Here is a 19,994-nt window from a genome sequence, read left to right as displayed (position 1 = left end):
GGGTCGTTAGCTCAGTCGGTAGAGCAGTTGACTTTTAATCAATTGGTCGCTGGTTCGAATCCAGCACGACCCACCATCATTTCAGAATCCCAGGTCGTTTAGCTCAGCTGGGAGAGCACCTCCCTTACAAGGAGGGGGTCACTGGTTCGATCCCAGTAACGACCACCATATTCGCAAGCGAAGCTGAGATATCAGCTGCGCTTGCAGAGAAAGTTCCCACTCAGATGGGGATTTTTTTTGCCTGAAATTCAGTACTCCAGCTTCTTCTGTTGCCGTTGTGGCGAGCCGAGCACCACCTCTTATTGTGCCACTCTGCCACTCTGCCACTCTGCCACTCTGCCACTCTGTCATTTCGCACATCCTCTACTCTGCTCTGCCGAGATTGCCCGACTGCACTCCTGTCCATCGTGATGCTGCTCATATGAACGCCTGTTAAAGCAAACGCCAGCAATAAAAAGGGCAGGCCAAGGCCTGCCCGCACGGATGCGCAAGGTGTTAGATGATCCCGTGGATCAGGATCCCGCTGATCAGCAGCGGCGCCACCACACGCCAGCACCAGAGCAGCGCCAGACGCAGGGCGGGTGACAGGCCCGCAGGCAATATGGCATCACCCAATCGCCAGCCCAGCAGCAGGGTCAGTACCAGACCAAACAGCGGCATCATCAGGTTGGAGGTGAGATAGTCGAGCAGCTCGAAGATGGTCTTGCCAAACAGGGTCAGATCGCTCCATGGGCCGAACGACAGGCTCACCGGAATGCCGGAGGCCATGATGAGAAGAGTCAGTACCCTGCAGGCGCCACGACGCGACCAACCCCACTCCTCGGTAGTGAAGCGCACCAGATGCTCCAGCATGGAGATGGAGGAGGAGAGCGCGGCGACCAGCAGCAACAGGAAGAAGATCACCCCCAGCCCCTGACCGAACGGCAGATGACTGAACACGGCAGGCATGGTCATAAAGGTGAGCCCTGGGCCCGCGGTGGGATCGATGCCGGTGGAGGCCAGCGCCGGGAAGATCATCAAGCCCGCCAGCACCGAGATAAGGCTGGCCAGGGTAACGACCCAGACCCCGGAGCGCAGCACCCCTTCGCTATTGGGCAGGTAGGCGCCATAGGTAGTGTGTACCCCGAGCCCGATGGAGAGGGAGAAGAAGGCCACTCCCAGCGCGTCCAGAACGCTCTGGCCGGTCAGCATGGAGAAGTCCGGCAGCAGCAGCTGGCGCACACCCGCCATGGAGCCCGGCATGGAGAGGCCAACCCCCACCAGCAACAACATCATGATGAAGAGCGCGGGCATCATCCAGCGAAGTGCCCGCTCCACCCCTTTCTGAATACCCCCCTGCACGAACCACCAGGTCAGGCCTGCGAAGATCAGATGGGTCAACACCGGCCACCAGGGGTTGCTGACATAGCCGTTGAACAGGGCGGTGAGGGCGCTCCCCTCGCTCAGGTTGAGCTTGCCAGCCATCGCCAGCGCGGCGTAACCCACGGTCCAGCCACCGACCACGCTGTAGAAGCTGTAGATAAAGAAGCCGCAGGCGATCCCCATATACCCCATCCAGCGCCAGTTCGGCCCCACCAGTTTGCGAAAGGCGCCGAGCACCCCGCGCTGGCTATGGCTGCCGAGCAGGGTTTCGCCGACCTGTACCGCGACCCCCAGGGTGAAGCTGAACAGCAGAAACACCAGCAGAAAGGCGCCACCGCCATTGGTGGCGGTCACATAGGGAAACTTCCAGATGGCACCAAGGCCAATCGCTGTGCCTGCTGCGGCCAGCACATGACCGAGACGGGAAGACCACTGAACCTGGCTCATACAACCTCCGGGTAACACGACATCGAAGCAATACTCCTCTGTAGCAATAAACGACAGACCATAAAAAAGGCCGCCTGAGGCGACCTTTGCAATGAACATTCAGAAAAACTGTGCGTGCAAGGTCACCTCTCTTGCGAGCTAAAAAATCGACCAAACAGCACGAGGATGGCAGACATGAGGTGGCAACCTGACCAATGAATGAGGGAACAGCCTAAACCATGGAAAGAATAATTGACACATAAAATCAAAAATTTTTTATGTGTGCCGCTGTCACCACTCTGGCTATACGTACAACTCAATGGGGGAAAACCTCGCCGGGCCGTATCTTTTCTACCTTGTGGCTATTTACTGGGCGATAATCGACGTAGCTTCTTCTGGAACTAGTGACCGCGACATGGCGCTTACGGGAACAACGATGAGACAGGATGTCGTATGAGATGGATGGTGCTGCCCTGGTTACTGATCAGCCTGAGTGTGTCGGCGCAGTCCGGATTAACCCTGCTGAGTCACGACTTACCCCCCTTTACCGAATACCGCGATGGCAAGCTTGATGGCTTCGCCATTCGTTTGATTGATGAGGTGCAGGAGGAGCTTGGCACCCGCTATCCGGTGCGGATTTACCCGCTCAAGCGGGCGCTGGCGCTGGCACGGGTCGAGCCCGGCTATGGACTGTTCGTGGTACAGCGGCTCCCGGAGCGGGAGTCTCATTTCAAATGGGTTGGCCCGCTCTTTATCAATCGGGTCTTTATCTATCAGGCGCCGGATAGTCGCCACCTGTTGACCTCGCTGGCACAGCTGCGAGATCTGCCCAGAGTGGGGGTCGTGCTGGGCAATGCCGATGATGTGCGGCTGACCCATGAGGGCTACACCAATCTGGTGCGCTACAAGACGGTCGGGGAGGCGATAGAGCGGCTGATGCTGGGCAAGATCGATGCCTTGCCGATGGCGGAGCTGGTGATGGAGGCCACCCTCGACAAGATGGGGTTATCCCGGCGCAGCATCGTCAGCAGTGGCGTGCTGCTCCATCAGGCTGGTCTCTATATCGTCTTCTCCAAGGGAACGGATGATGCCGAGATCACCCGCTGGCAGCATGCCCTAGAGGCCGTCAGAGCCGCACAGGGGCGGGCCGATGAGCCCACCCGCGAAGAGTAACCGTCACACCAGACCGCGAATCAAGATCCCGCCGATCAGCAAGGGGGCAATCCAGCGCCAGCAGTTCATCAGCAAGTGATGCCAGTGGCTGGCAATCCCCTGCGGCAGCGCCTTGCGTCCCAGCTTCCAACCCAGCAGCAGCGTCAGCATCAGGCCGAACAGCGGCATCATCAGGTTGGAGGTAACAAAGTCCAGCAGCTCGAAAATGGTTTTGCCAAACAGGGTGGCGTGTTGCAGCGGGCCAAACGACAGGCTGACCGGAACACCGCTAATCATGACGAATCCAGTGATGGCGCTGCAGGCCGTGCGGCGTGACCAGCCCCAAGTCTCGCACAGGAAGCACTGCAAATGCTCCAGCAGGGAGATGGCCGAGGAGAGCGCCGCAAAAACCAGCAGGGCGAAGAAGACCACCTCAAGCACCTGACCGAAGGGCAACAGCTGAAATACCGCCGGCATGGTCATAAAGGTGAGGCCGGGGCCGGAGGCGGGATCGATACCGGTCGAAGCCAGCACCGGGAAAATCATCAAACCTGCCAGTACTGCCACCATGCTGGCCAGCAGCACCACCCAGAGGCTGGAGCGACCAACCCCTTCGCTGGTCGGCAGATAGGCGCCGTAGGTGGTGTGGATGCCCAGACCGATGGAGAGGGAGAAGAAGGCCAGTCCCATGGCATCGAGCACGCCGGACATCCCCAGCTTGCTGAAGTCGGGCATCAGGAAGTGACGAACCCCCGCCATCGCATTGGGCAGGGTGAGGCCAAAGGCGACCAGCATCAGGATCATCAGGAACAGGGCCGGCATCATCCAGCGCAAGGTGCGCTCCACCCCTTTCTGAATGCCGCCTTGCACCACCATCCAGGTGAGGGTGGCAAACAGCAGATGGGTGAGAATGGGCCAGACGTCGCCGCTGACATAGTCATTGAAGCGGGCGGTGAGGGCCGCCGCATCCCCATGGTTGAGCTGACCTGAGATGGCCATACCGGTATAGCCCAGGGTCCAGCCGCCCACCACGCTGTAGAAGCAGTAGATGAGCAGGGTAGAGATCACCCCCATTACCCCAACCCAGCGCCACTGTTTGCCGAGCAGATCGGAGAAGGCTCCGACTACCCCGCGGCGACTCATGCTGCCGAGCAGGGTTTCCCCCATCAGTACCGCCACCCCCAGGGTGAAGCTGAACAGCAGAAAGACCAGCAGGAAGGCGCCGCCGCCGTTGACGGCGGTGACATAGGGGAATTTCCAGATTGCGCCGATACCGACCGCGGAACCCGCTGCGGCGAGGATGTAGCCGAGTCGGGATGACCATTGGGACTGCTTCATAAGAACTCCAATCGAGCGCCCCTGGGCAGGGGCAGAATGGCGCTCATGTTACGGAGGTCACGGCGCAATCACTACGACGGTTATCAGGTGTAAATGCGATTTATTGGCACGATTGACTAATTTAATTCTGTTTTTTGCCCAATCCTGCCACCAAATAAAAACCGGAGCGAGATTGCTCCGGTTTGGTCTCTGACAACGGCTCGTCGGTGGATTAGAGCACCCCGAGCTCCCGCAGCCGCTCCATCAGATAACTGTGAGCGGTATGGCGCTCGGAGAGCACCACATCCGGGCGCGGGTGGAGGAACAGCGGCAGGGAGATACGCGACTTGGCGGCACTGCCACCGGTCGGGTTGATGACGCGGTGAGTGGTGGAGGGGTAGTAGCCGCGAGAGGCTTCCTGCAGCATGTCGCCGATGTTGATGATGAGGGTGCCAAAGTCGCACGGCACATCCATCCATTCGCCATCGGAGCCCTTCACCTGCAGCCCCGGTTCGTTGGCGGCGGGGAGAATGGTGAGCAGGTTGATATCCTCGTGGGCGGCGGCGCGGATGGCGCCCGGCTCCTCGGTACCATTGAACGGCGGATAGTGCAGCACCCGCAGCAGGGTCTTCTGGCTCTCTTCGATCATCGAGGAGAGGGGGCAGCTGTAGTGAGCGGCGATATCGGCCGGGGTGTACTGCTCCACCCAGCCCAGCAGCTCGGCGGCCAGACCGTTGGCGAGGCGGTAGTACTCCATCGCCTGCACCTTCAGTTCTTGTGGCATCTGGCCCCAGGGGTAGATGTGGAAGTACTCCTTGATGTCTTTCTGGCTATGGCCCTTGGCCACCTCGGAGACCGAGGGGGGGAAGTAGCCATCTTGGGTCTCGCGGTTGAACAGGAAATCCTGCTTCTGCTCGCTCATGAAGAAGCGATACCAGTTGTCGTAGATGGACTGCACCAGCTCTTTCGGAATGGGGTGGTTGGTCAGCACGCCAAAGCCGGTGGTTCGCAGGGATTCGGTGAAGCGTTGGGCCGCATCGGGTGAGCGGTAATCGACGGTCAGGACTTTCATTGTTTTTGTTGCGCGCCAGTTAAAAGATGGCGCAGTTTACCTTGCACCTGATAACAAGGAAAGCGGGTTGGCCGCCCCCTCTGACGTGGTCGCGAATAGTGACAAAAACATCAAATAAACCGCACCAGACCGCACGGGAGCGCATCCCTTGTTATGGCCTTTTATCCTCTCTAGAATGCCGCTCACTATCTTTTCCGGAGTCTGTTCATGTCCCCCAAAATCCTGTTGCTGACCCTGCCGGTATTGCTGGCGGGATGCAGTGCCCTGTCAGAAGATGAGTGCCGCACCATGAGTTGGTACAACCTGGGTTATCAGGATGGATCGGAAGGCAAAACCCGTCAGGCGACCCGCGATTACGTTTCGTCTTGCAGCGAATATGGCCTCAAAGTGGATGAAGCTGAGTGGAAACGGGGCTACGACAAGGGGCTGGAGCTCTACTGCATTCCCGAGCTGGCTTACAGCAAGGGCAAGGAGGGGCAGGCTTATCTGGGGGTATGCCCCAATGACGCCAGCTTCCTCAAGCAGTATCAGCGTGGCTACGAAGAGTACAAACTGGCTGCCCGCCTGCGGGAGATCAGCGACGAGCTGGAGCGTACCGAGAGGGATATCGATACGCTGGAGCGCAGCATCCGCAACGAAACCAACACGGAACAGCGCGACTACTACCGCGCCAAGCGCGATCGGGCCATTCGCCACTACGAATCCCTGCGCCGGGAGTACAACCGTCTGCGTTATCCGGATCGGGTGATCCAGTTCTCCTTCGGCGGTTAATCCCTCTCTTCATGGCCAGCCCGCGTGCTGGCCATGTTGCATCTTGTCAGCTCAGGGCAGTACCCAGCGCTGTAGCGCCAGTGCGATACCATCTTCGTTGTGGTCGGCCGTGACCCGATGGGCATGGCTCTGGATCTGCGGGGCCGCATTGCCCATGGCCACCGCCAGCCCCACCTGCTCGAACATGCTGATGTCGTTGTTGTTGTCACCAAACGCCACCACCTGATCCATCTCAATCCCTTCGCTGGCGGCCCACTGGGCAAGCCGGTTGCCCTTGCTGCAACCGGGCTGTACCAGCTCCACCGCATAGGGGGCCGCCCAGTCGCGGGTAAAGGGCATCTGCTCGACCACCTCGCCCATAAAGGTGTGCAAGCGCGCCGGATCCTGATTGAACAGCTCCAGTTTCCAGACCGGGTTGTCGAGCCAGCCTGCCAGCTCCTCAACCGGATGGATGGCGATCTTGAGGTGGTCCGGCTGATTGGCCGACCAGTGGCGGATGCGGGTGACATGCTCTTCACAGCCGATGTAGCCGATCCCCTCGCTCAGATGGAACAGGGCGCCCATCTGCTGTGCCTCGACCGCGGCCAGCAGCTCGGTAAGCGGGGCAGCCGCCAGCGGGTCGCCGCTGATGATCCGGTTCTGCACCGGATCATAGAGATAGGCGCCGTTGCTGCAGATGAGGGGGGTGTCGAGGGCCAGCTCGTGGTGGAAGGGACGCGCCGTCATGTAGTGGCGCCCCGTGACCAGCAGCACCTTGATGCCGTGGGCGCGGGCTTGCGCCAGGGCTGCCCGGGTGGCCGACGAGATCTTGTGATCCCGGGTCAGCAGGGTGCCATCCATATCGAGCGCGATGGCCTTGTACTCACTCATAGCTCCTCCAGCATCGAACAAATCCGCAAAGAGCCTTACCGTCCCAGACCCGGCGCCCCGATGCAAGTCTTGCCCGCAGCCGAAGCGCCGAACTGTGATCCCTTCGTGGCTCAGGTGCAGCTGGCCAGCTGTTGACGACGGTCGGCACGGCGGCGCAGCAGATAGAAACCGGCGGCACTGGCAAGGGAGCAGAGGGTGGCGAGATAGAAGGGCCACTCGGTACCGGCCAGCAGCACCAGACTGCCGAGCAGCACCGCCAGGATCTCGCTGCCTACGGCGAGGGCGCGGTAGAGCCCCATCGCCTGCCCCTGTTGCTCCGGGTGACTGCGGTTGGAGATCGCCACCGAGGTGGCCAGCTCCCCCAGACTCATGCCGATACCAGCGGGAACGAAGGTGAGTGCCAGCCCCCACCAGTGCACAGGCAGGATAAAGAGCAGCATGCCGCTCGCCATCACCAGATGGCCGACAATCCCGAGGGAGCTGCCGCGCCAGTGGCGGGCGATGCGGGAGCCGAGCCAGGAGCCCGCCATCATGGGCAGGCTCACCAGCACCGCCGCCTGCGCCAGCTGGGCCGGATCCCAGGCCAGCCGCTCTACCAGCCAGATGTTGAAGTAGGTGAAATAGAGCTGCACGGCGCCATAGCTGATCAGGGTGAGTGCGAAGTAGGGGAGCAGGGCCGGTTGCAGCAACAGCTGGCGGCTGGAGAGAGTCGCGGCCTGAAGGGTGGCCGCCACCGGCGGACGATAGGGGATCAGCCAGTAGACCAGTAGCAGGTTGAGCAGGGTCATTCCTACCGCCAGCCAGGCGGCCAGACTGTAATCCCCCGAGATCACCGCGGCGTAGCCCCCGATCATCGGCCCCACGACCCAGCCCAGATTCATGCCGATGTTGATCCAGGCGAAGCTGCGCGCCTTGTGCTCCTTGCCGGCGAGATCCGCCGCCATCGCCTGCACGATGGCGATGTTGCCGTTGCACAGCCCCTCCACAATCCGGCTGAGCAGCAGCAGGGGGAGGGAGCGCCAGGCGATACCGAGTGCCATCAGGGCATAGCCTGCCAGAACCCCCGCCAGCGAGAGCAACAGCAGTGGCTTGCGGCCATAGCGGTCGGAGAGGCGACCGAGCCAGGGACTGCCCACCAGCTGGAACAGGGGATAGAGCCCCATGATGACCCCCAGCCACACCTTGCGGCTCCAGTCGGAGGCTTCCGGCGTCAGCATCCCCTGCGCCGGATCCAGCAGCAAAGGTGCCAACACCGGGGAGGGGAGACTGAAGCCTGCAACTGCCAGCGTGACCGTCATGACCAGCACCCAGAGGGGATTTTTGTGCCCGTGTTTCTCCATGTTGCACCCATTAAGTAAAGTTATTTGTTTATTTATGCTGATTCATAGATGGGATTAAGTAAAGTGAATTGTTGATTTAATAAAGGGCGCTCCCCATAATGAGATCATGAACGCAAGCACCGACAAGATCCTATTTCTGCTCAAGAGCCATGGCCCGCAGAGCGCCGCCGCGCTGGGGGAGCAGTTGCAGATGACCTCCATGGGCGCCCGTCAGCACCTGCTCACGCTGGAGCAGGAGGGGTGGGTTACATTCAGCGACGAGGCGCGCGGGCGCGGTCGTCCCGTGCGGCTGTGGCAGCTCACCGAGCAGGCCTGGCAGCGCTTCCCCGATAGCCATAGCGACCTGACCGTGCAACTGATCGACAACGTGCGCGAGCTGTTTGGCGAGGAGGGGATGGAGCGGCTGATCCAGCAGCGGGAGCTGCAGATGCTTGCTCGCTATCAGGAGGCGCTGGGGTCCCATGGTCTCTCTGGCCGGCTGGCGGCGCTCAAGGAGCTGCGTACTCGCGAGGGCTACATGGCGGAGATCCGCCGCGAAGAGGATGGCAGCTGGCTGCTGTGGGAGAGCCACTGTCCCATCTGTGCGGCGGCGCGCACCTGCCGCGGTTTCTGTCGCAGCGAACTGGCGCTGTTTCGCCAGCTGCTGGCGCCGGCGAGGGTGGAGCGGGAGCAATATCTGCTGGAGGGGGCGCATCGCTGCCTCTATCGCATCACGCCGCCCGCGCTCTGATTTCGTCAAACGCCCAAAAACAACAAAGCAGGCGCCGGGATGCCTGCTTTGTTGCCTTCGGGGAGGGGGTTCTCTCGTTCCAGCCCGTCGTTTCCCGATAAGGTAAGACGGCTGATGGGGCTCTTGACCCGGTAAGGTCCTTCACCGCAGAGACCCGGTCAGGTATCTGCTTTGCCACCGGAAGATGTAACCATAGTATCCCTCCCGTGCCGGTGAGTGGTTGCAAAGTAATCACTTTTTTCGGTTGTTTTTGCAATAGTTCACCCTTAATCTAGGAAAAGTGGATTAGTCATTGCAACGAGGAAGGGTAGATGCTGAAACTTGATCGCATAGACAGACATATTCTCGAGCTGATGCAGGAGAATGGCCGCATCAGCAATCTGGAACTGGCCGAGCTGGTCGGGCTCTCGCCGTCCCCCTGCTCCCGCCGGGTCAAGGCGCTGGAGGATGCCGGTCTCATCGACACCCACGTTACTCTGCTCAACGCCCGCCAGCTTGGCCTCACCCTCACCGCCTACATTCACATTTCCATGGACAGACACACGCCCGAGCGGTTCGAAAACTTCGATCGCGCCATCAGCGAACTGCCCGAAGTGCTGGAGTGTGATCTCATCACCGGTAATGATGCCGACTACCAGCTCAAGGTGGTGGTGCGCGACATGGAGCACTATCAGCACTTCCTGCTGGACAAGCTGACCCATATTCCGGGGGTGACCGGAGTGCGCTCCAGCTTCGTGCTGCGTCGCATCAAGCACAAGACGGCACTACCGCTCAACCATCTGGGGTGAGCCCGCGCAAGCCGCTTATATAAACAGAAAGAGGAGGCCACTGGCCTCCTCTTTTGCTATTCGCTCTTGGTTATTCGGTAGTGGTTATCGGGTCTGGATTAGCTGTCGCGGTGACGGGGCGACTGCCGCTGTCAGACGCTGACCTGGCTGATGTCTGCCACCTGCAGCAGCCAGCCGCTCTGCTCCTGCAGCGGTTCGCCGCTGACCCGCAGCCGCTCGCCGGTCGGCACCCATTGCCCCTCGGGCAGTGAGACCAGCAGGCTCTCGCTGCCGTTGTCGAACAGCCAGCGATCTTCGCCAAGCGATTCAATCAGATAACCTTCCATCTCCACTCTGGACTCGGCTTGCCAGGATGGCGCAACGGAATCACGGCTCTCGATGAAATCCCCCTGAACACCAAAACTGGCTAGCCCCCACAGAATGGAGAGCCCGACGATGGATGTTTGCATCTTGTCTCTCCTCTTTTGGAACTGTAGGGCCAGTATGGGAACAGAAAACTGAGCGCACCATGAACAAGGTGGCAAAGTGCTGGCGAGATCGCGAAAAAATCCGGCCAATTGGCCGGCAGTGTCATTTTATGGTGTCTAGATCACACTATTTGGCGGCTTCTTCTGCCATCCGTTCCTCTCTTGGCTTATTCGTCCACATGGCTACCCCACGATGATCCCCACAGATCCCCTCTGCCACCACGGCGCGAACCCGGGTGCCATCTTTGCAAATGGCCTGCCAGGCGTCGGCATCATCGATGGCGAGCGAGTTGGGGGGCGGCGTGGTTTGGCAAGCCGTGAGCAGCAGGGCGCACAGGGGGAGCAATTTTTTCATGGCGGACTCCTCGGGGTAATGGGGGACTGAGAGGATGGGGATGACCTCTCCATCCGGGCTTCACTCCCCAGCATCAGTGATAACCGGTTAAGGGGCAAGGGGGGGGACCACTGACGGCCGCAGGTGCCGTGCAGCCGGGGCTTGCCCTGTGCCCTCCTTGGGCCTAAGGTGAGGCCGTTTTATTGCCTGATTGAAGGAGCGTTTTCATGTCCACTCTCTATCCCCGCGTCGGGGTCGGCGTCATCCTGACCAACGCCCAAGGCCAGGTGCTGCTTGGCAAACGCAAAGGGAGCCATGCCCCCTACTGGTCGATCCCGGGTGGTCATCTGGAGTTGGGGGAGCGCTTCGAGTCGGCGGCGATCCGCGAGGTGGCCGAGGAGACGGGACTTGAGATCCACGGGCCCGAGGTGGTGGCGGTGACCAACAATCTGGAGACATGGCGCGAGAGCGGGCTGCACTATATCTCGGTGACGCTGCACGCTAAGGCCGATGGTGAGCCGCAACTGCTGGAGCCGGAGAAGTGCGAAGGCTGGGTCTGGTGCGATCCGCGCGCGTTGCCCGAGCCCCATTTCGACGCCAGCCGTCAGTCCATCGCCTGCTGGCTGGCGGGACGCTGCTATTTGCCGGGTGATATGCCCATGGTGTCGGCCTAATCAGTCTGATTGTCATAAAACGATCATCGCGCTGTCATAATATCCCCTCTCCATCGGGAGAAGAGGGATGAGGGAGAAGAGCGTGGGACAGGTATTTATTCAGTTTTTATGGCTGGGCTGCATCAGCTTTGGTGGTCCGGCCGCTCATATCGGCTATTTCCAGCGCACCTTCGTCCAGCGGCTTGGCTGGCTGACACAGGCCGAATTTGCCCGCTTGCTGGCGCTGTGCCAACTGCTGCCGGGGCCCGCCTCCAGCCAGCTTGGTTTCGCCATCGGTCGTCATCGCGCCGGTCTGGGCGGGGCGCTCTCAGCTTTTCTTGGCTTCACGCTGCCCTCATTTCTGCTGCTACTGGCGGCCGCGATCGGCATCGGCCAGCTGGGCAGCAATCTGTGGCTCGATGCGGCTTTGCACGGCCTCAAGCTGCTGGCGCTTATCGTGGTGGCCGATGCGGTGTTCACCATGAGTCGTCAGTTCTGTGCCACTGGAATGACCCAAGGGATTATGGTGGTGACCGCTGCCGCACTCTGGTGGCAGCCCGGTCTGCTGACTCAACTGTTGATGCTGGCGGGAGCGGCGTTGATCTGCGCCCGCAGCCAGAGCGGGGCGGGTAGTGTGCCAGCCTCCGCCGAGCTACCTTCTGCCGCCAGCAGTCAGCCTCATTGGCCTACCCTGCTGATGTTTGGCATCCTTTTTATCGGTCTGCCGCTGCTCGGTAGCCCGCTTGGCCAGCTGGTTGCCGACTTCTATCGCGCCGGTAGTCTGGTGTTTGGCGGTGGCCATGTGGTGTTGCCGCTACTGCAAGAGAGCGTGGGACACACTCTCAACGAGCAGCAGTTTCTGACCGGTTACAGCCTGGCCCAGTTGGTGCCGGGCCCCATGTTTACCCTTGCCACCTATCTTGGCGCCCAGCTGCAACCCGAAATGCCGCTGATCGGGGCCCTGTTGGCGACCATGGCGCTGTTTGTGCCCGGTTTTCTGCTGCTCTGGGCGGTGGGCCCCTGCTGGCAACAGTGGCTGGCCCGGCCCCGTCTGGCGGGGGCCGTCACCGGAATCAACGCCGCCGTGGTGGGCTTGTTGTTGGCGGCCCTCTATCAGCCGGTGTGGCAGAGTGCGGTGCTGGCGCCGACCGATCTTGCGCTGGCGGCCATCGGCTTTTATCTGCTGCGGGTGTTGAAGTTGCCGGTGCCGGCCATCGCGGCCCTGTTGGTGATGGCTGCTATCCTGCTGGCGTGAAGCCGGTGAAATCCCGATAAAAAAACGGCGCCTCCATAACGGAGGCGCCGTTTTTATTGCAATGGGTAAACCGTTCAGACCTCGGGTTCGAAATCCAGACTCAGGCTGTTGACGCAGTAGCGCTGGCCGGTCTCGGTCGGTCCATCGGGGAAGACGTGACCGAGGTGAGAGCCGCACTGGCGGCAGGTGATCTCCACCCGCTTCATGCCGTGGCTGTTGTCCTCGGTGTACTCCACCGTCCCCTCGATGGCCTTGTCGAACGAGGGCCAGCCGCAGCCGGAGTCAAACTTCGCTCCTGAGTGAAACAGCACGCTCTTGCAGCAGACACAGAGGTAGTCGCCGCTCTTGCGATTGTGGAGCAGGGCGCCGCTGTAGGGGCGCTCGGTGCCCTTCTCCCAGCAGACGTGAAACTGCTCGGCGGTCAGTTTGCTGCGCCACTGTTCCGGATTGTTACTGCTCATACCGACTCCTTGCCATCCATACCGGAGCCCAGCATAGCGGCTCCGTAAAGCTGACTCCAGCATGCCTCTTATGCTTTGTCCGTATCTGTGATCGAGGTGGCAACCATCTCCTCACCGGATGCAGGGAGAATTTCCTGCTGCGGTGGCTGGGCATCCTCCGCCGTGCTGGCCAGCGCCACCCGCTCCAGCAGTTTGAGGGAGTGGGCCCGGCCGACCGCCACCTGCCGTTTGATGTCATCCGGCAGGAAGGGGAGGCCATCGTTGGTGGCGGTGTCGATAGTCTGGATCCACTCCAGCCCTTCCCCCGGCGGCGGCAGGCGGAACTGGATGTCGTAATCGCTGGCGTTGAACAGCACGTACCAGCGCTCGCCGACACAGTTGATCATGCCGATATCCATGGCGAACGCCTGCCCCATGGGGGCGTGCCAATCCTGATCGGTGAGCTGGTGGCCGTCCGGGTGATACCAGTTGACCTGATGGCAGCTGGACGGGGTGCCATTCCAGCTGTCGTCGCTCAGTTGCAGGTTGGAGAAGACGCAGGACTCCGCCCGCAGCGCCATCATCTGCTGGGTGAAGGCGAACAGCCGCTCATCCTCCGGTCGCCACTGCCAGTTGACCCAGCTGATCTGGTTGTCCTGACAGTAGGCGTTGTTGTTGCCAAGCTGGCTGCGTCCCATCTCGTCCCCGGCGAGGAAGTGGGGAGTACCTTGGGAGAGCAGCAGAGTGGCAATCAGATTGCGCTTCTGCTGCTGGCGCAGGCTGTTGACCCGCGGATCCAGGGTCGGCCCCTCTACCCCATGGTTATAGGAGAGGTTGTTGCCGTGGCCGTCCCGATTGTCTTCACCGTTGGCCTGATTGTGGCGCTGGTTGTAGGAGACCAGATCCTCCAGGGTGAAACCGTCGTGATAGCAGAGGTAGTTGACGCTGGTGTGGGGGGAGCGCCAGTTTTTCGGGAAGATATCCCGCGAACCCACCAGCCGGGTGGCGAAGTCCCCCATCTTGCCCGCATCACCGCGCCAGAAGGCGCGCACCGTGTCGCGGTAGCGGTCGTTGATCTCCTGCCACTGGCTCGGGAATTGACCCAGCCGGTAGCCGAAGGGGCCGATATCCCAGGGTTCGGCGATGAGCTTGACCTGTGACAGCACAGGGTCGGCCATCACGGCTTTGAAGAAGGCGCCCATGGGCTCGAACTCTCCCGCTTCCCGCGCCAGCGTCACCGCCAGATCGAAACGGAAGCCATCCACCTGCATCTCGGTGACCCAGTAGCGCAAAGCATCGAGCACCAGTCGCAGGGTGTTGGGGTGATCCAGATTGACGCTGTTGCCACAACCGGTCACGTTGGCGTGACGGGTGTAGTCCGGGCCGTGGGGGCCCGCTTCGAAGGCGTAGTAACCGGCGTTGTCAAAGCCCTTGAACGAGAGGGTAGGGCCATCGAAGCCAGAGGCGGCAGTGTGGTTGTAGACCACATCCAGGATCACCTCGAGCCCGGCCCGGTGCAGCTCGCGTACCATGGTCTTGAACTCGGTCACCGCCTCGTCTGCCCTGGTGCTGTAACGCGGCTCCGGGGCGAAGAAGGCAATGGGGTTGTAGCCCCAGTAGTTGGTCAGTCCCAACTGCTCCAGTCGCGGTTCCGACATGAAGGCGGCCACCGGCATCAGCTGCACCGAGGTGATGCCGAGACTCTTCATATGCTCGATAACCAGCGGGTGACAGATGCCAAGATAGGTGCCCTGAAGCGCTTTGGGGATCCCCGGGTGCTGCTTGGTAAAGCCCTTGACGTGGGCCTCGTAGATAATGGTGCGGGCCGGACTGATCCCGGGTTTGCCAACCCCTTGCCAGTCATAACTGTCATCCACTACCACCGACTTGGCAATCATCCCGGCACTGTCCCCTTGATAGAGGGCTTCATCCCAGTAGGTGGGACGACTGAGCGCCTTGGCGTAGGGGTCAATCAGCAGTTTTTGCGGATCGAACAGCATCCCCTCCTGCGGGGTGCCATAGACCCGATAGCCGTAGCGCTGACCGGCCTTTACACCGCGCACGTAGCCAAAGCGATACTGGCCACGGCGGCCGGGCAACTCCAGCCGCATCAGCTCCTGCTCCTGCTCGTCGTACAGGCAGATCTCCACCTTGTCCGACTGGGGGGCCCAGACGCAGAAGTGGCAACCGTTCTCGTCAAGGCGGGCCCCCAGCGGGTGGCCCACCCCTTTTTCCATTACAAGCATCAAGACTCCTGTTTGATAAACAAGGTCGCCAGCGGCGGCAGATCCAGCACTATGCTGTGTGCCATCCCCTGCCAGGGGGTCGGTTCGGCAGCGAACACCAGACCTACATCATAGTTACTACCCCAGTAATACTCGCTGTCGGTGTTGAGCACCACCCGATAGTGGCCCGCCGCAGGGACGCCGATCCGATATTCGAGACGGGGCACCGGGGTGAAGTTGCAAGCCACCACAATAGCCTGCTTGCCCTCTTTGTCCGCCCGCAGCCAGGCAAAGATGCTGTTGTCGGCATCGTTGTGATCCAGCCAGCGGAAGCCGGTCTGCTCATAATCGGCCTGATACAAGGCAGGCTCATGACGGTAGAGGTGGTTGAGATCGTGGATCAGCCGCTGCTGACCGGCATGCTTGGGATATTGCAGCAGATGCCACGGCAGCTGGGCGTCGTGGTTCCACTCGTTGCTCTGAGCGATTTCGGTGCCCATGAAATTGAGCTTCTTGCCCGGGTGGGCGTACATGAAGCCCATATAGGCCCGCAGGTTGGCGGCTTGCTGCCACTCATCGCCCGGCATCTTGTAGAGCATGGAGTGCTTGCCGTGCACCACCTCGTCGTGGGAGAGCGACAGGATGAAGTTCTCGTCATAGTGGTAAACCATGGAGAAGGTCATGTCGTTGTGGTGGTAGCGGCGGTGGATCGGCTCTTTCTGCATATAGGTGAGGGTGTCGTGCATCCAGCCCATGTTCCACTTGAAGCCAAAGCCGAGGCCACCGAGGAAGGTGGGGCGGGAGACACCGGCAAAGGCGGTGGACTCTTCGGCGATGGTCATGGCGTGGGGATACTTACCGTAGACCTCCTCGTTGGTCCACTTGAGCAGGCTGATCGCCTCGTAGTTGTGGTTGCCGCCATCGACGTTCGGTACCCACTCACCGGCGTTGCGGGAGTAGTCCAGATAGAGCATGGAGGCGACCGCATCCACCCGCAGGCCGTCGATGTGGAACTTGTCGAGCCAGAACAGGGCGCTCGCCACCAGGAACTGGCGCACTGTGTCGCGGCCGAAGTCGTAGATGTAGGAGTTCCAGTCCGGGTGCCAGCCACGGCGCGGATCCTCGTACTCGTAGAGCGGGGTGCCATCGAAGCGGGCCAGGCCGTGGGCATCGGACGGGAAGTGGGCGGGTACCCAGTCAAGAATGATGCCGATCCCGGCCTGGTGGCACTGGTCGACGAAGTATTTGAAATCATCGGCGGTGCCGTAGCGGCTGGTGGGGGAGAACATGCCCACCGGCTGGTAGCCCCAGGAGCCGCTGAAGGGGTGCTCGGAGACCGGCAGCAGCTCGATGTGGGTGTACTCCATCTCCTTGACGTAGGCGACCAGCTCTACTGCCAGCTCGCGCCAGCTCAGGCTGTCGCCGTTGGGGTGGCGTTTCCAGGAGCCGACGTGCAGCTCATAGATGGAGAGCGGCTGCTCACGCTTGTCGTTGTGCTGGCTGGCAATCCACTCGGCATCCTGCCACTGGTACTGGGCGTGGTCATAGACCACGGAGGCGAACGACGGATACTGCTCGCAGTAGAAGCCGACAGGGTCGCTCTTGTGGGGCAGCCGGTTGCCCATGGGGTCCTTGAGCTCGAACTTGTAGCGATCCCCGGCCTTGAGGCCCGGCACAAACAGCACCCAGTGACCGCAGAGGCTGCGCTGCATCGGGTGGCGGCGGCCATCCCAGAAGTTGAAATCGCCGATGAGGCTCACGGCGGTGGCGCTCGGCGCATAGACCGCAAAACGCACCCCTTCCACCTGCTGGCCAAGATGCTCCACGGTGCGCAGCTGGGCGCCAAGGGTGTGATAGAGGTTTTCCGGCTGGGCGGTCAGTTCGGCCAGGCCTGCCCAGGCGGCATCCTGAAACTGATAGGGGTCGATGACCTCGGTGGTGGCATCTTGGTAGCTGGCGATCAGCTGATAGGGGAAGGAGTTTTTGCGGCGGGTGAAAACAGTTTCAAAAAGACCCGATTCATCGGTGGGCGCCAGGGTGGCAACGACTTTGCCCGACTTGAGATCCTTGACGCGGACTTCGAGGGCATCAGGCAACCAAGCGGTCAGTTTGAGGCCGGGCCCATCCGGATTGGCCTGCAGGCCTAAGTGAGAGAAGGGATCGGAACAGCGGGCAGCAACCAAACGTTCAACGAGCATCGAGATTTCCTTTCATGACAGAGCATCCACTCCGGCCGAAGCCGGAGTGGATTTAGGTGAGAGCGCTGTGGGAGACAGCGTCTCAACGACTGGCCTCATCACGGGCTTGGCTCATCTTGCCAGCCAGTGCCTTGAGTGCCTCATTGGCAAAAATATCTTCCAGATCAGCGGAAAGCTTGCGGCGCCAGTTGGGGTATTCGTAACTGGTGCCCGGTACGTTGACCGGCTTGTCCATCTCCAGCCAATCTTCCAGCTGGGTACTGAACAGGGCGCAACTGCCGCGGGACATGTGGATCTGCAGACCGTGGTTGAGTTCGGTGTTCATGCCGACCCAGTTCACGTCATGACTGATGTTGTCAGAGATGACCTTGTGGGCATGCAAGCTGTCGAGGATCCGCTGTTTGGCCTGGTGACGATCAGCATACAGAGTCTTCAATACGTCTTCATCCGGATACAGACCAAGTTGACGGCCGAGCGCCAGATCATCGCAGTGCCAGAAGCCCTTGAGGGTCGGCATGTCGTGGGTGGTCAGGGCCGACATCGCCTGCTCGGTGTAGTGCGCCGGGGAGATAAAGCCGCCATCTTCCTTGGAGCGCTCGAAGAAGAACACCTTGTAGGAGTGAACGCCGTTCTCTTTCAGGGTCACGTCGATCCCCTCCGGCACGGTGCCCAGATCCTCGCCGATCAGCAGGCACTGATTGCGGTGGGATTCGAGGGCCAGAATGCCCAGCAGATCGTTGACCGGATAATAGATGTAGGCGCCCTTGGCGGCGGACGCTCCGGGCGGTACCCACCACAGGCGCAGCAAGGCCATCACGTGGTCGATGCGCAGTGCGCCACAGGAGCGCATGTTGGCACGGAACAAGTCCACCATCGGCTGATAGGCCGCTTCAAACAGCTTGTTCGGGTTCATCGGGGGCAGGCCCCAGTTCTGACCGAGCGGGCCGAGGATATCGGGTGGCGCACCGACCGAAGCTTTCGGGCAGTAGAGATCCTGGTTTGCCCAGATCTCGGTGGAGCCTTCGGAGACGCCCACCGCCAGATCCCGGTAGATACCCATCACCATGCCGGCAGCTTTGGCACGGGCATCGGCTTGCGCCAATTGCTCATCAGCCAGGAACTGCAGATAGAGATAGAAGTTTACATCTTGCGGGTGCTCGGCCATCCAGGCGGCAACGGCAGGGTTGTGGTAATCGCGCAGCTCCTGCGGCCATACCGGCCAGCCCCAGGCATTTTCGCCTTTGGCATAGAAGTGGGCCTGCAGGGCATCAAATGCAGCCTGCTGCTGCAGGCTGTCGCCACCGGCGGCGACGAAGGCATCGAAGGCGGCCTGACGTTCGGCGCTCAGGGGGGCATCGTCGAACACCTGACGCAGCATGCCGATCTTGGTCTCGATGACGCCGGTGTAATCGACGTTCTCTTTGGCGCGCAGATCGGCCAGATGCTGCTGGAAGGCAGGACTTGCCACTTCCGCTTTCAGGCGATCGTTCTGCTGGAATTCGGGCACCGCTTCCACATTGATATAGGCTACGTTGAGCCAGCGACGGGAAGAGGGGCTGTAGGGACTGGCGCTCTCCGGATTGGCCGGATAGAGGGCGTGGATAGGGTTGAGGCCGACGAAGTGGGCACCCCAGGCGGCGGCTTTCTCAACCAGCTGGCCCAGATCGCTGAAGTCACCGATACCCCAGTTATGGCGGCTGCGCAGGCAGTAAAGCTGCACGCTCGGACCCCATACCTTGCGGCCATCGGCAATCGGCGCCTGCTTGTAGCAGGCCTTGGGGGCAACGATGAGGCGCATGGTGGCCAACGGCTCGTCATTGCCCTCTTCCAGCAGCACCAGCTGGTGATAACCCAGCTCCGGGGCCATATCCAGAGTGACGCGATAGGCCTGGCACTCCATCTCTTCAAATTCGGCCACGCCGACCAGCTCACCCTCGATGGGGGTGAATTGACCGGACAGCACTGCACCCTGCTCCTGCTGGAGCTGCCAGGTGAGGGCGTCGTTGACGAATTCGATGGGGAGGCGAACCTCAAGGGTAACGGCGTCGCCGGTGCGAACCACCATCACAGGATCCAGCGCCCGCAGCCAGTGCTGACGATGTTCCTCTTCCAGCTGCTGCACCAGTGCGGCCTCGTCATCGACGCGGTAGCCCATGGCGCCCAGCATGGCGGCCTTGCTCTCTTCTGATACCTGGGCCGGGTGGCCCCAGGCATCGACATACTCGCTGGCGATACCTTTTGCGGCAGCCAGCTGTTCAATCAGGGTGGTCATAGTTTGAGAATTCCCGCTGTGGATTCTATCTATACTATTTTGTTTGATTTTTATGGGGTGGTACTTGAACAGTGGCTCTATGGGCCATGCTAAACCGCGCACATTTTTACATATCTCTGTGAATGGTTGTGTGACCGAGTAGGCACTATTGTTGATATCTGCGCGATGCCACGTTCTGGCACTTTTTTCGTCAAAACGTGGTAATCAGTTACATAAACAGAAAATTAATTTCACAGTTTTTCATGATATAGCGCAATTTCAGACAGAATGTTGGTTGACTCACCGGAGAGTTCTAGTAAATTTACAAGCGGAATTTTCTTTG

The 19,994-nt window shown here is 60.6% G+C and carries 17 protein-coding genes and 2 tRNA genes; 8 read left to right on the top strand and 11 right to left on the bottom strand.

The window, feature by feature from the left end; all coding sequences use genetic code 11:
- A tRNA-Lys gene (locus tag G5179_RS10300) sits at positions 1-76 on the top strand.
- 16 nt (positions 77-92) lie between these two features.
- Positions 93-168, top strand: a tRNA-Val gene (locus tag G5179_RS10295).
- Between the two features lie 327 nt (positions 169-495).
- Here the strand turns inward: G5179_RS10295 and G5179_RS10290 are convergent.
- A complete protein-coding gene (locus tag G5179_RS10290; protein ID WP_421258311.1) occupies positions 496-1,809 on the bottom strand; it encodes a sodium-dependent transporter in 1,314 nt (437 codons plus the stop codon).
- Positions 1,810-2,241: 432 nt separating this feature from the next.
- On the opposite strand from G5179_RS10290, the gene G5179_RS10285 reads away from it, so the two are divergent.
- A complete protein-coding gene (locus G5179_RS10285) occupies positions 2,242-2,961 on the top strand; it encodes a substrate-binding periplasmic protein (protein WP_421258310.1) in 720 nt (239 codons plus the stop codon).
- Between the two features lie 3 nt (positions 2,962-2,964).
- Here G5179_RS10285 and G5179_RS10280 read toward each other — a convergent pair whose 3' ends face one another.
- Entirely contained in the window at positions 2,965-4,278 is a 1,314-nt protein-coding gene (locus tag G5179_RS10280) for a sodium-dependent transporter (RefSeq protein ID WP_421258309.1), read from the bottom strand.
- A 211-nt stretch (positions 4,279-4,489) separates the two neighbouring features.
- The gene (locus G5179_RS10275; RefSeq protein WP_421258308.1) at positions 4,490-5,329 is read right to left on the bottom strand and encodes an isopenicillin N synthase family dioxygenase; all 840 of its coding nucleotides are present in this window, start codon (positions 5,327-5,329) and stop codon (positions 4,490-4,492) included.
- 207 nt (positions 5,330-5,536) lie between these two features.
- On the opposite strand from G5179_RS10275, the gene G5179_RS10270 reads away from it, so the two are divergent.
- Entirely contained in the window at positions 5,537-6,100 is a 564-nt protein-coding gene (locus G5179_RS10270) for a DUF2799 domain-containing protein (protein WP_005362971.1), read from the top strand.
- 51 nt (positions 6,101-6,151) lie between these two features.
- Here the strand turns inward: G5179_RS10270 and G5179_RS10265 are convergent, their stop codons facing one another.
- Together G5179_RS10265 and G5179_RS10260 are read right to left on the bottom strand one after the other, a co-directional pair.
- Positions 6,152-6,970, bottom strand: coding sequence for a Cof-type HAD-IIB family hydrolase (locus G5179_RS10265; protein ID WP_216979487.1), 819 nt, complete (start codon positions 6,968-6,970; stop codon positions 6,152-6,154).
- Between the two features lie 110 nt (positions 6,971-7,080).
- Complete coding sequence (locus G5179_RS10260) at positions 7,081-8,310, bottom strand: MFS transporter (RefSeq protein WP_270656552.1); 1,230 nt, start codon at positions 8,308-8,310, stop codon at positions 7,081-7,083.
- Between the two features lie 106 nt (positions 8,311-8,416).
- Here G5179_RS10260 and G5179_RS10255 point away from each other — a divergent pair, with 106 nt between their 5' ends.
- Positions 8,417-9,040: a helix-turn-helix transcriptional regulator gene (locus G5179_RS10255; RefSeq protein ID WP_100645115.1), complete on the top strand. Its 624-nt coding sequence runs from the start codon at positions 8,417-8,419 to the stop codon at positions 9,038-9,040.
- Positions 9,041-9,351: 311 nt separating this feature from the next.
- Positions 9,352-9,828 (top strand): Lrp/AsnC family transcriptional regulator, encoded by a 477-nt coding sequence (locus tag G5179_RS10250; protein WP_005304871.1) that lies wholly within the window; start codon positions 9,352-9,354, stop codon positions 9,826-9,828.
- A gap of 131 nt (positions 9,829-9,959) precedes the next feature.
- Here the strand turns inward: G5179_RS10250 and G5179_RS10245 are convergent, their stop codons facing one another.
- Positions 9,960-10,277 (bottom strand): hypothetical protein, encoded by a 318-nt coding sequence (locus G5179_RS10245; RefSeq protein ID WP_202005344.1) that lies wholly within the window; start codon positions 10,275-10,277, stop codon positions 9,960-9,962.
- A gap of 145 nt (positions 10,278-10,422) precedes the next feature.
- The gene (locus G5179_RS10240; RefSeq protein ID WP_216952052.1) at positions 10,423-10,650 is read right to left on the bottom strand and encodes a hypothetical protein; all 228 of its coding nucleotides are present in this window, start codon (positions 10,648-10,650) and stop codon (positions 10,423-10,425) included.
- Positions 10,651-10,856: 206 nt separating this feature from the next.
- On the opposite strand from G5179_RS10240, the gene G5179_RS10235 reads away from it, so the two are divergent.
- Together G5179_RS10235 and chrA are read left to right on the top strand one after the other, a co-directional pair.
- Positions 10,857-11,303 carry a nucleotide triphosphate diphosphatase NUDT15 gene (locus tag G5179_RS10235; RefSeq protein WP_421258307.1) on the top strand — a complete coding sequence of 149 codons (447 nt, stop codon included), beginning with the start codon at positions 10,857-10,859 and terminating at the stop codon, positions 11,301-11,303.
- 82 nt (positions 11,304-11,385) lie between these two features.
- Positions 11,386-12,537 carry a chromate efflux transporter gene (chrA, locus tag G5179_RS10230; protein ID WP_410489647.1) on the top strand — a complete coding sequence of 384 codons (1,152 nt, stop codon included), beginning with the start codon at positions 11,386-11,388 and terminating at the stop codon, positions 12,535-12,537.
- A 74-nt stretch (positions 12,538-12,611) separates the two neighbouring features.
- On the opposite strand, the gene msrB is transcribed toward chrA, so the two are convergent.
- The 4 genes from msrB to malQ all read right to left on the bottom strand — a co-directional run bounded on the left by msrB (position 12,612) and on the right by malQ (position 19,672).
- On the bottom strand, positions 12,612-12,998 hold the full coding sequence (gene msrB, locus G5179_RS10225; protein WP_042079988.1) for a peptide-methionine (R)-S-oxide reductase MsrB: 387 nt from the start codon (positions 12,996-12,998) through the stop codon (positions 12,612-12,614).
- Between the two features lie 68 nt (positions 12,999-13,066).
- A complete protein-coding gene (gene glgX, locus G5179_RS10220; RefSeq protein WP_421258306.1) occupies positions 13,067-15,223 on the bottom strand; it encodes a glycogen debranching protein GlgX in 2,157 nt (718 codons plus the stop codon).
- On the bottom strand, positions 15,223-17,400 hold the full coding sequence (gene glgB / locus G5179_RS10215; protein WP_047439608.1) for a 1,4-alpha-glucan branching protein GlgB: 2,178 nt from the start codon (positions 17,398-17,400) through the stop codon (positions 15,223-15,225). The genes glgX and glgB overlap by 1 nt, the downstream gene beginning before the upstream one ends.
- A gap of 82 nt (positions 17,401-17,482) precedes the next feature.
- On the bottom strand, positions 17,483-19,672 hold the full coding sequence (gene malQ / locus G5179_RS10210) for a 4-alpha-glucanotransferase (RefSeq protein ID WP_421258305.1): 2,190 nt from the start codon (positions 19,670-19,672) through the stop codon (positions 17,483-17,485).
- Between the last annotated feature and the right edge of the window lie 322 nt (positions 19,673-19,994).

The organism is Aeromonas sp. 600886 (genome assembly GCF_049174935.1).
GTDB lineage: Bacteria > Pseudomonadota > Gammaproteobacteria > Enterobacterales > Aeromonadaceae > Aeromonas > Aeromonas veronii_A.
The sequence above is the reverse complement of the archived record's forward strand: the minus strand, read 5'-3'. Positions and strand labels throughout refer to the sequence as shown.

What these genes read in the sequence shown, in the direction of transcription:
- G5179_RS10255 (WP_100645115.1), top strand. Translation starts at nt 8,417, where the DNA reads ATGAACGCAAGCACCGACAAGATCCTATTTCTGCTCAAGAGCCATGGC.
- G5179_RS10235 (WP_421258307.1), top strand. Translation starts at nt 10,857, where the DNA reads ATGTCCACTCTCTATCCCCGCGTCGGGGTCGGCGTCATCCTGACCAAC.
- G5179_RS10240 (WP_216952052.1), bottom strand. Translation starts at nt 10,650, where the DNA reads ATGAAAAAATTGCTCCCCCTGTGCGCCCTGCTGCTCACGGCTTGCCAA.
- malQ (WP_421258305.1), bottom strand. Translation starts at nt 19,672, where the DNA reads ATGACCACCCTGATTGAACAGCTGGCTGCCGCAAAAGGTATCGCCAGC.
- glgB (WP_047439608.1), bottom strand. Translation starts at nt 17,400, where the DNA reads ATGCTCGTTGAACGTTTGGTTGCTGCCCGCTGTTCCGATCCCTTCTCT.
- msrB (WP_042079988.1), bottom strand. Translation starts at nt 12,998, where the DNA reads ATGAGCAGTAACAATCCGGAACAGTGGCGCAGCAAACTGACCGCCGAG.
- G5179_RS10270 (WP_005362971.1), top strand. Translation starts at nt 5,537, where the DNA reads ATGTCCCCCAAAATCCTGTTGCTGACCCTGCCGGTATTGCTGGCGGGA.
- glgX (WP_421258306.1), bottom strand. Translation starts at nt 15,223, where the DNA reads ATGCTTGTAATGGAAAAAGGGGTGGGCCACCCGCTGGGGGCCCGCCTT.
- G5179_RS10275 (WP_421258308.1), bottom strand. Translation starts at nt 5,329, where the DNA reads ATGAAAGTCCTGACCGTCGATTACCGCTCACCCGATGCGGCCCAACGC.
- G5179_RS10260 (WP_270656552.1), bottom strand. Translation starts at nt 8,310, where the DNA reads ATGGAGAAACACGGGCACAAAAATCCCCTCTGGGTGCTGGTCATGACG.
- G5179_RS10245 (WP_202005344.1), bottom strand. Translation starts at nt 10,277, where the DNA reads ATGCAAACATCCATCGTCGGGCTCTCCATTCTGTGGGGGCTAGCCAGT.
- G5179_RS10285 (WP_421258310.1), top strand. Translation starts at nt 2,242, where the DNA reads ATGAGATGGATGGTGCTGCCCTGGTTACTGATCAGCCTGAGTGTGTCG.
- G5179_RS10280 (WP_421258309.1), bottom strand. Translation starts at nt 4,278, where the DNA reads ATGAAGCAGTCCCAATGGTCATCCCGACTCGGCTACATCCTCGCCGCA.
- G5179_RS10250 (WP_005304871.1), top strand. Translation starts at nt 9,352, where the DNA reads ATGCTGAAACTTGATCGCATAGACAGACATATTCTCGAGCTGATGCAG.
- G5179_RS10265 (WP_216979487.1), bottom strand. Translation starts at nt 6,970, where the DNA reads ATGAGTGAGTACAAGGCCATCGCGCTCGATATGGATGGCACCCTGCTG.
- G5179_RS10290 (WP_421258311.1), bottom strand. Translation starts at nt 1,809, where the DNA reads ATGAGCCAGGTTCAGTGGTCTTCCCGTCTCGGTCATGTGCTGGCCGCA.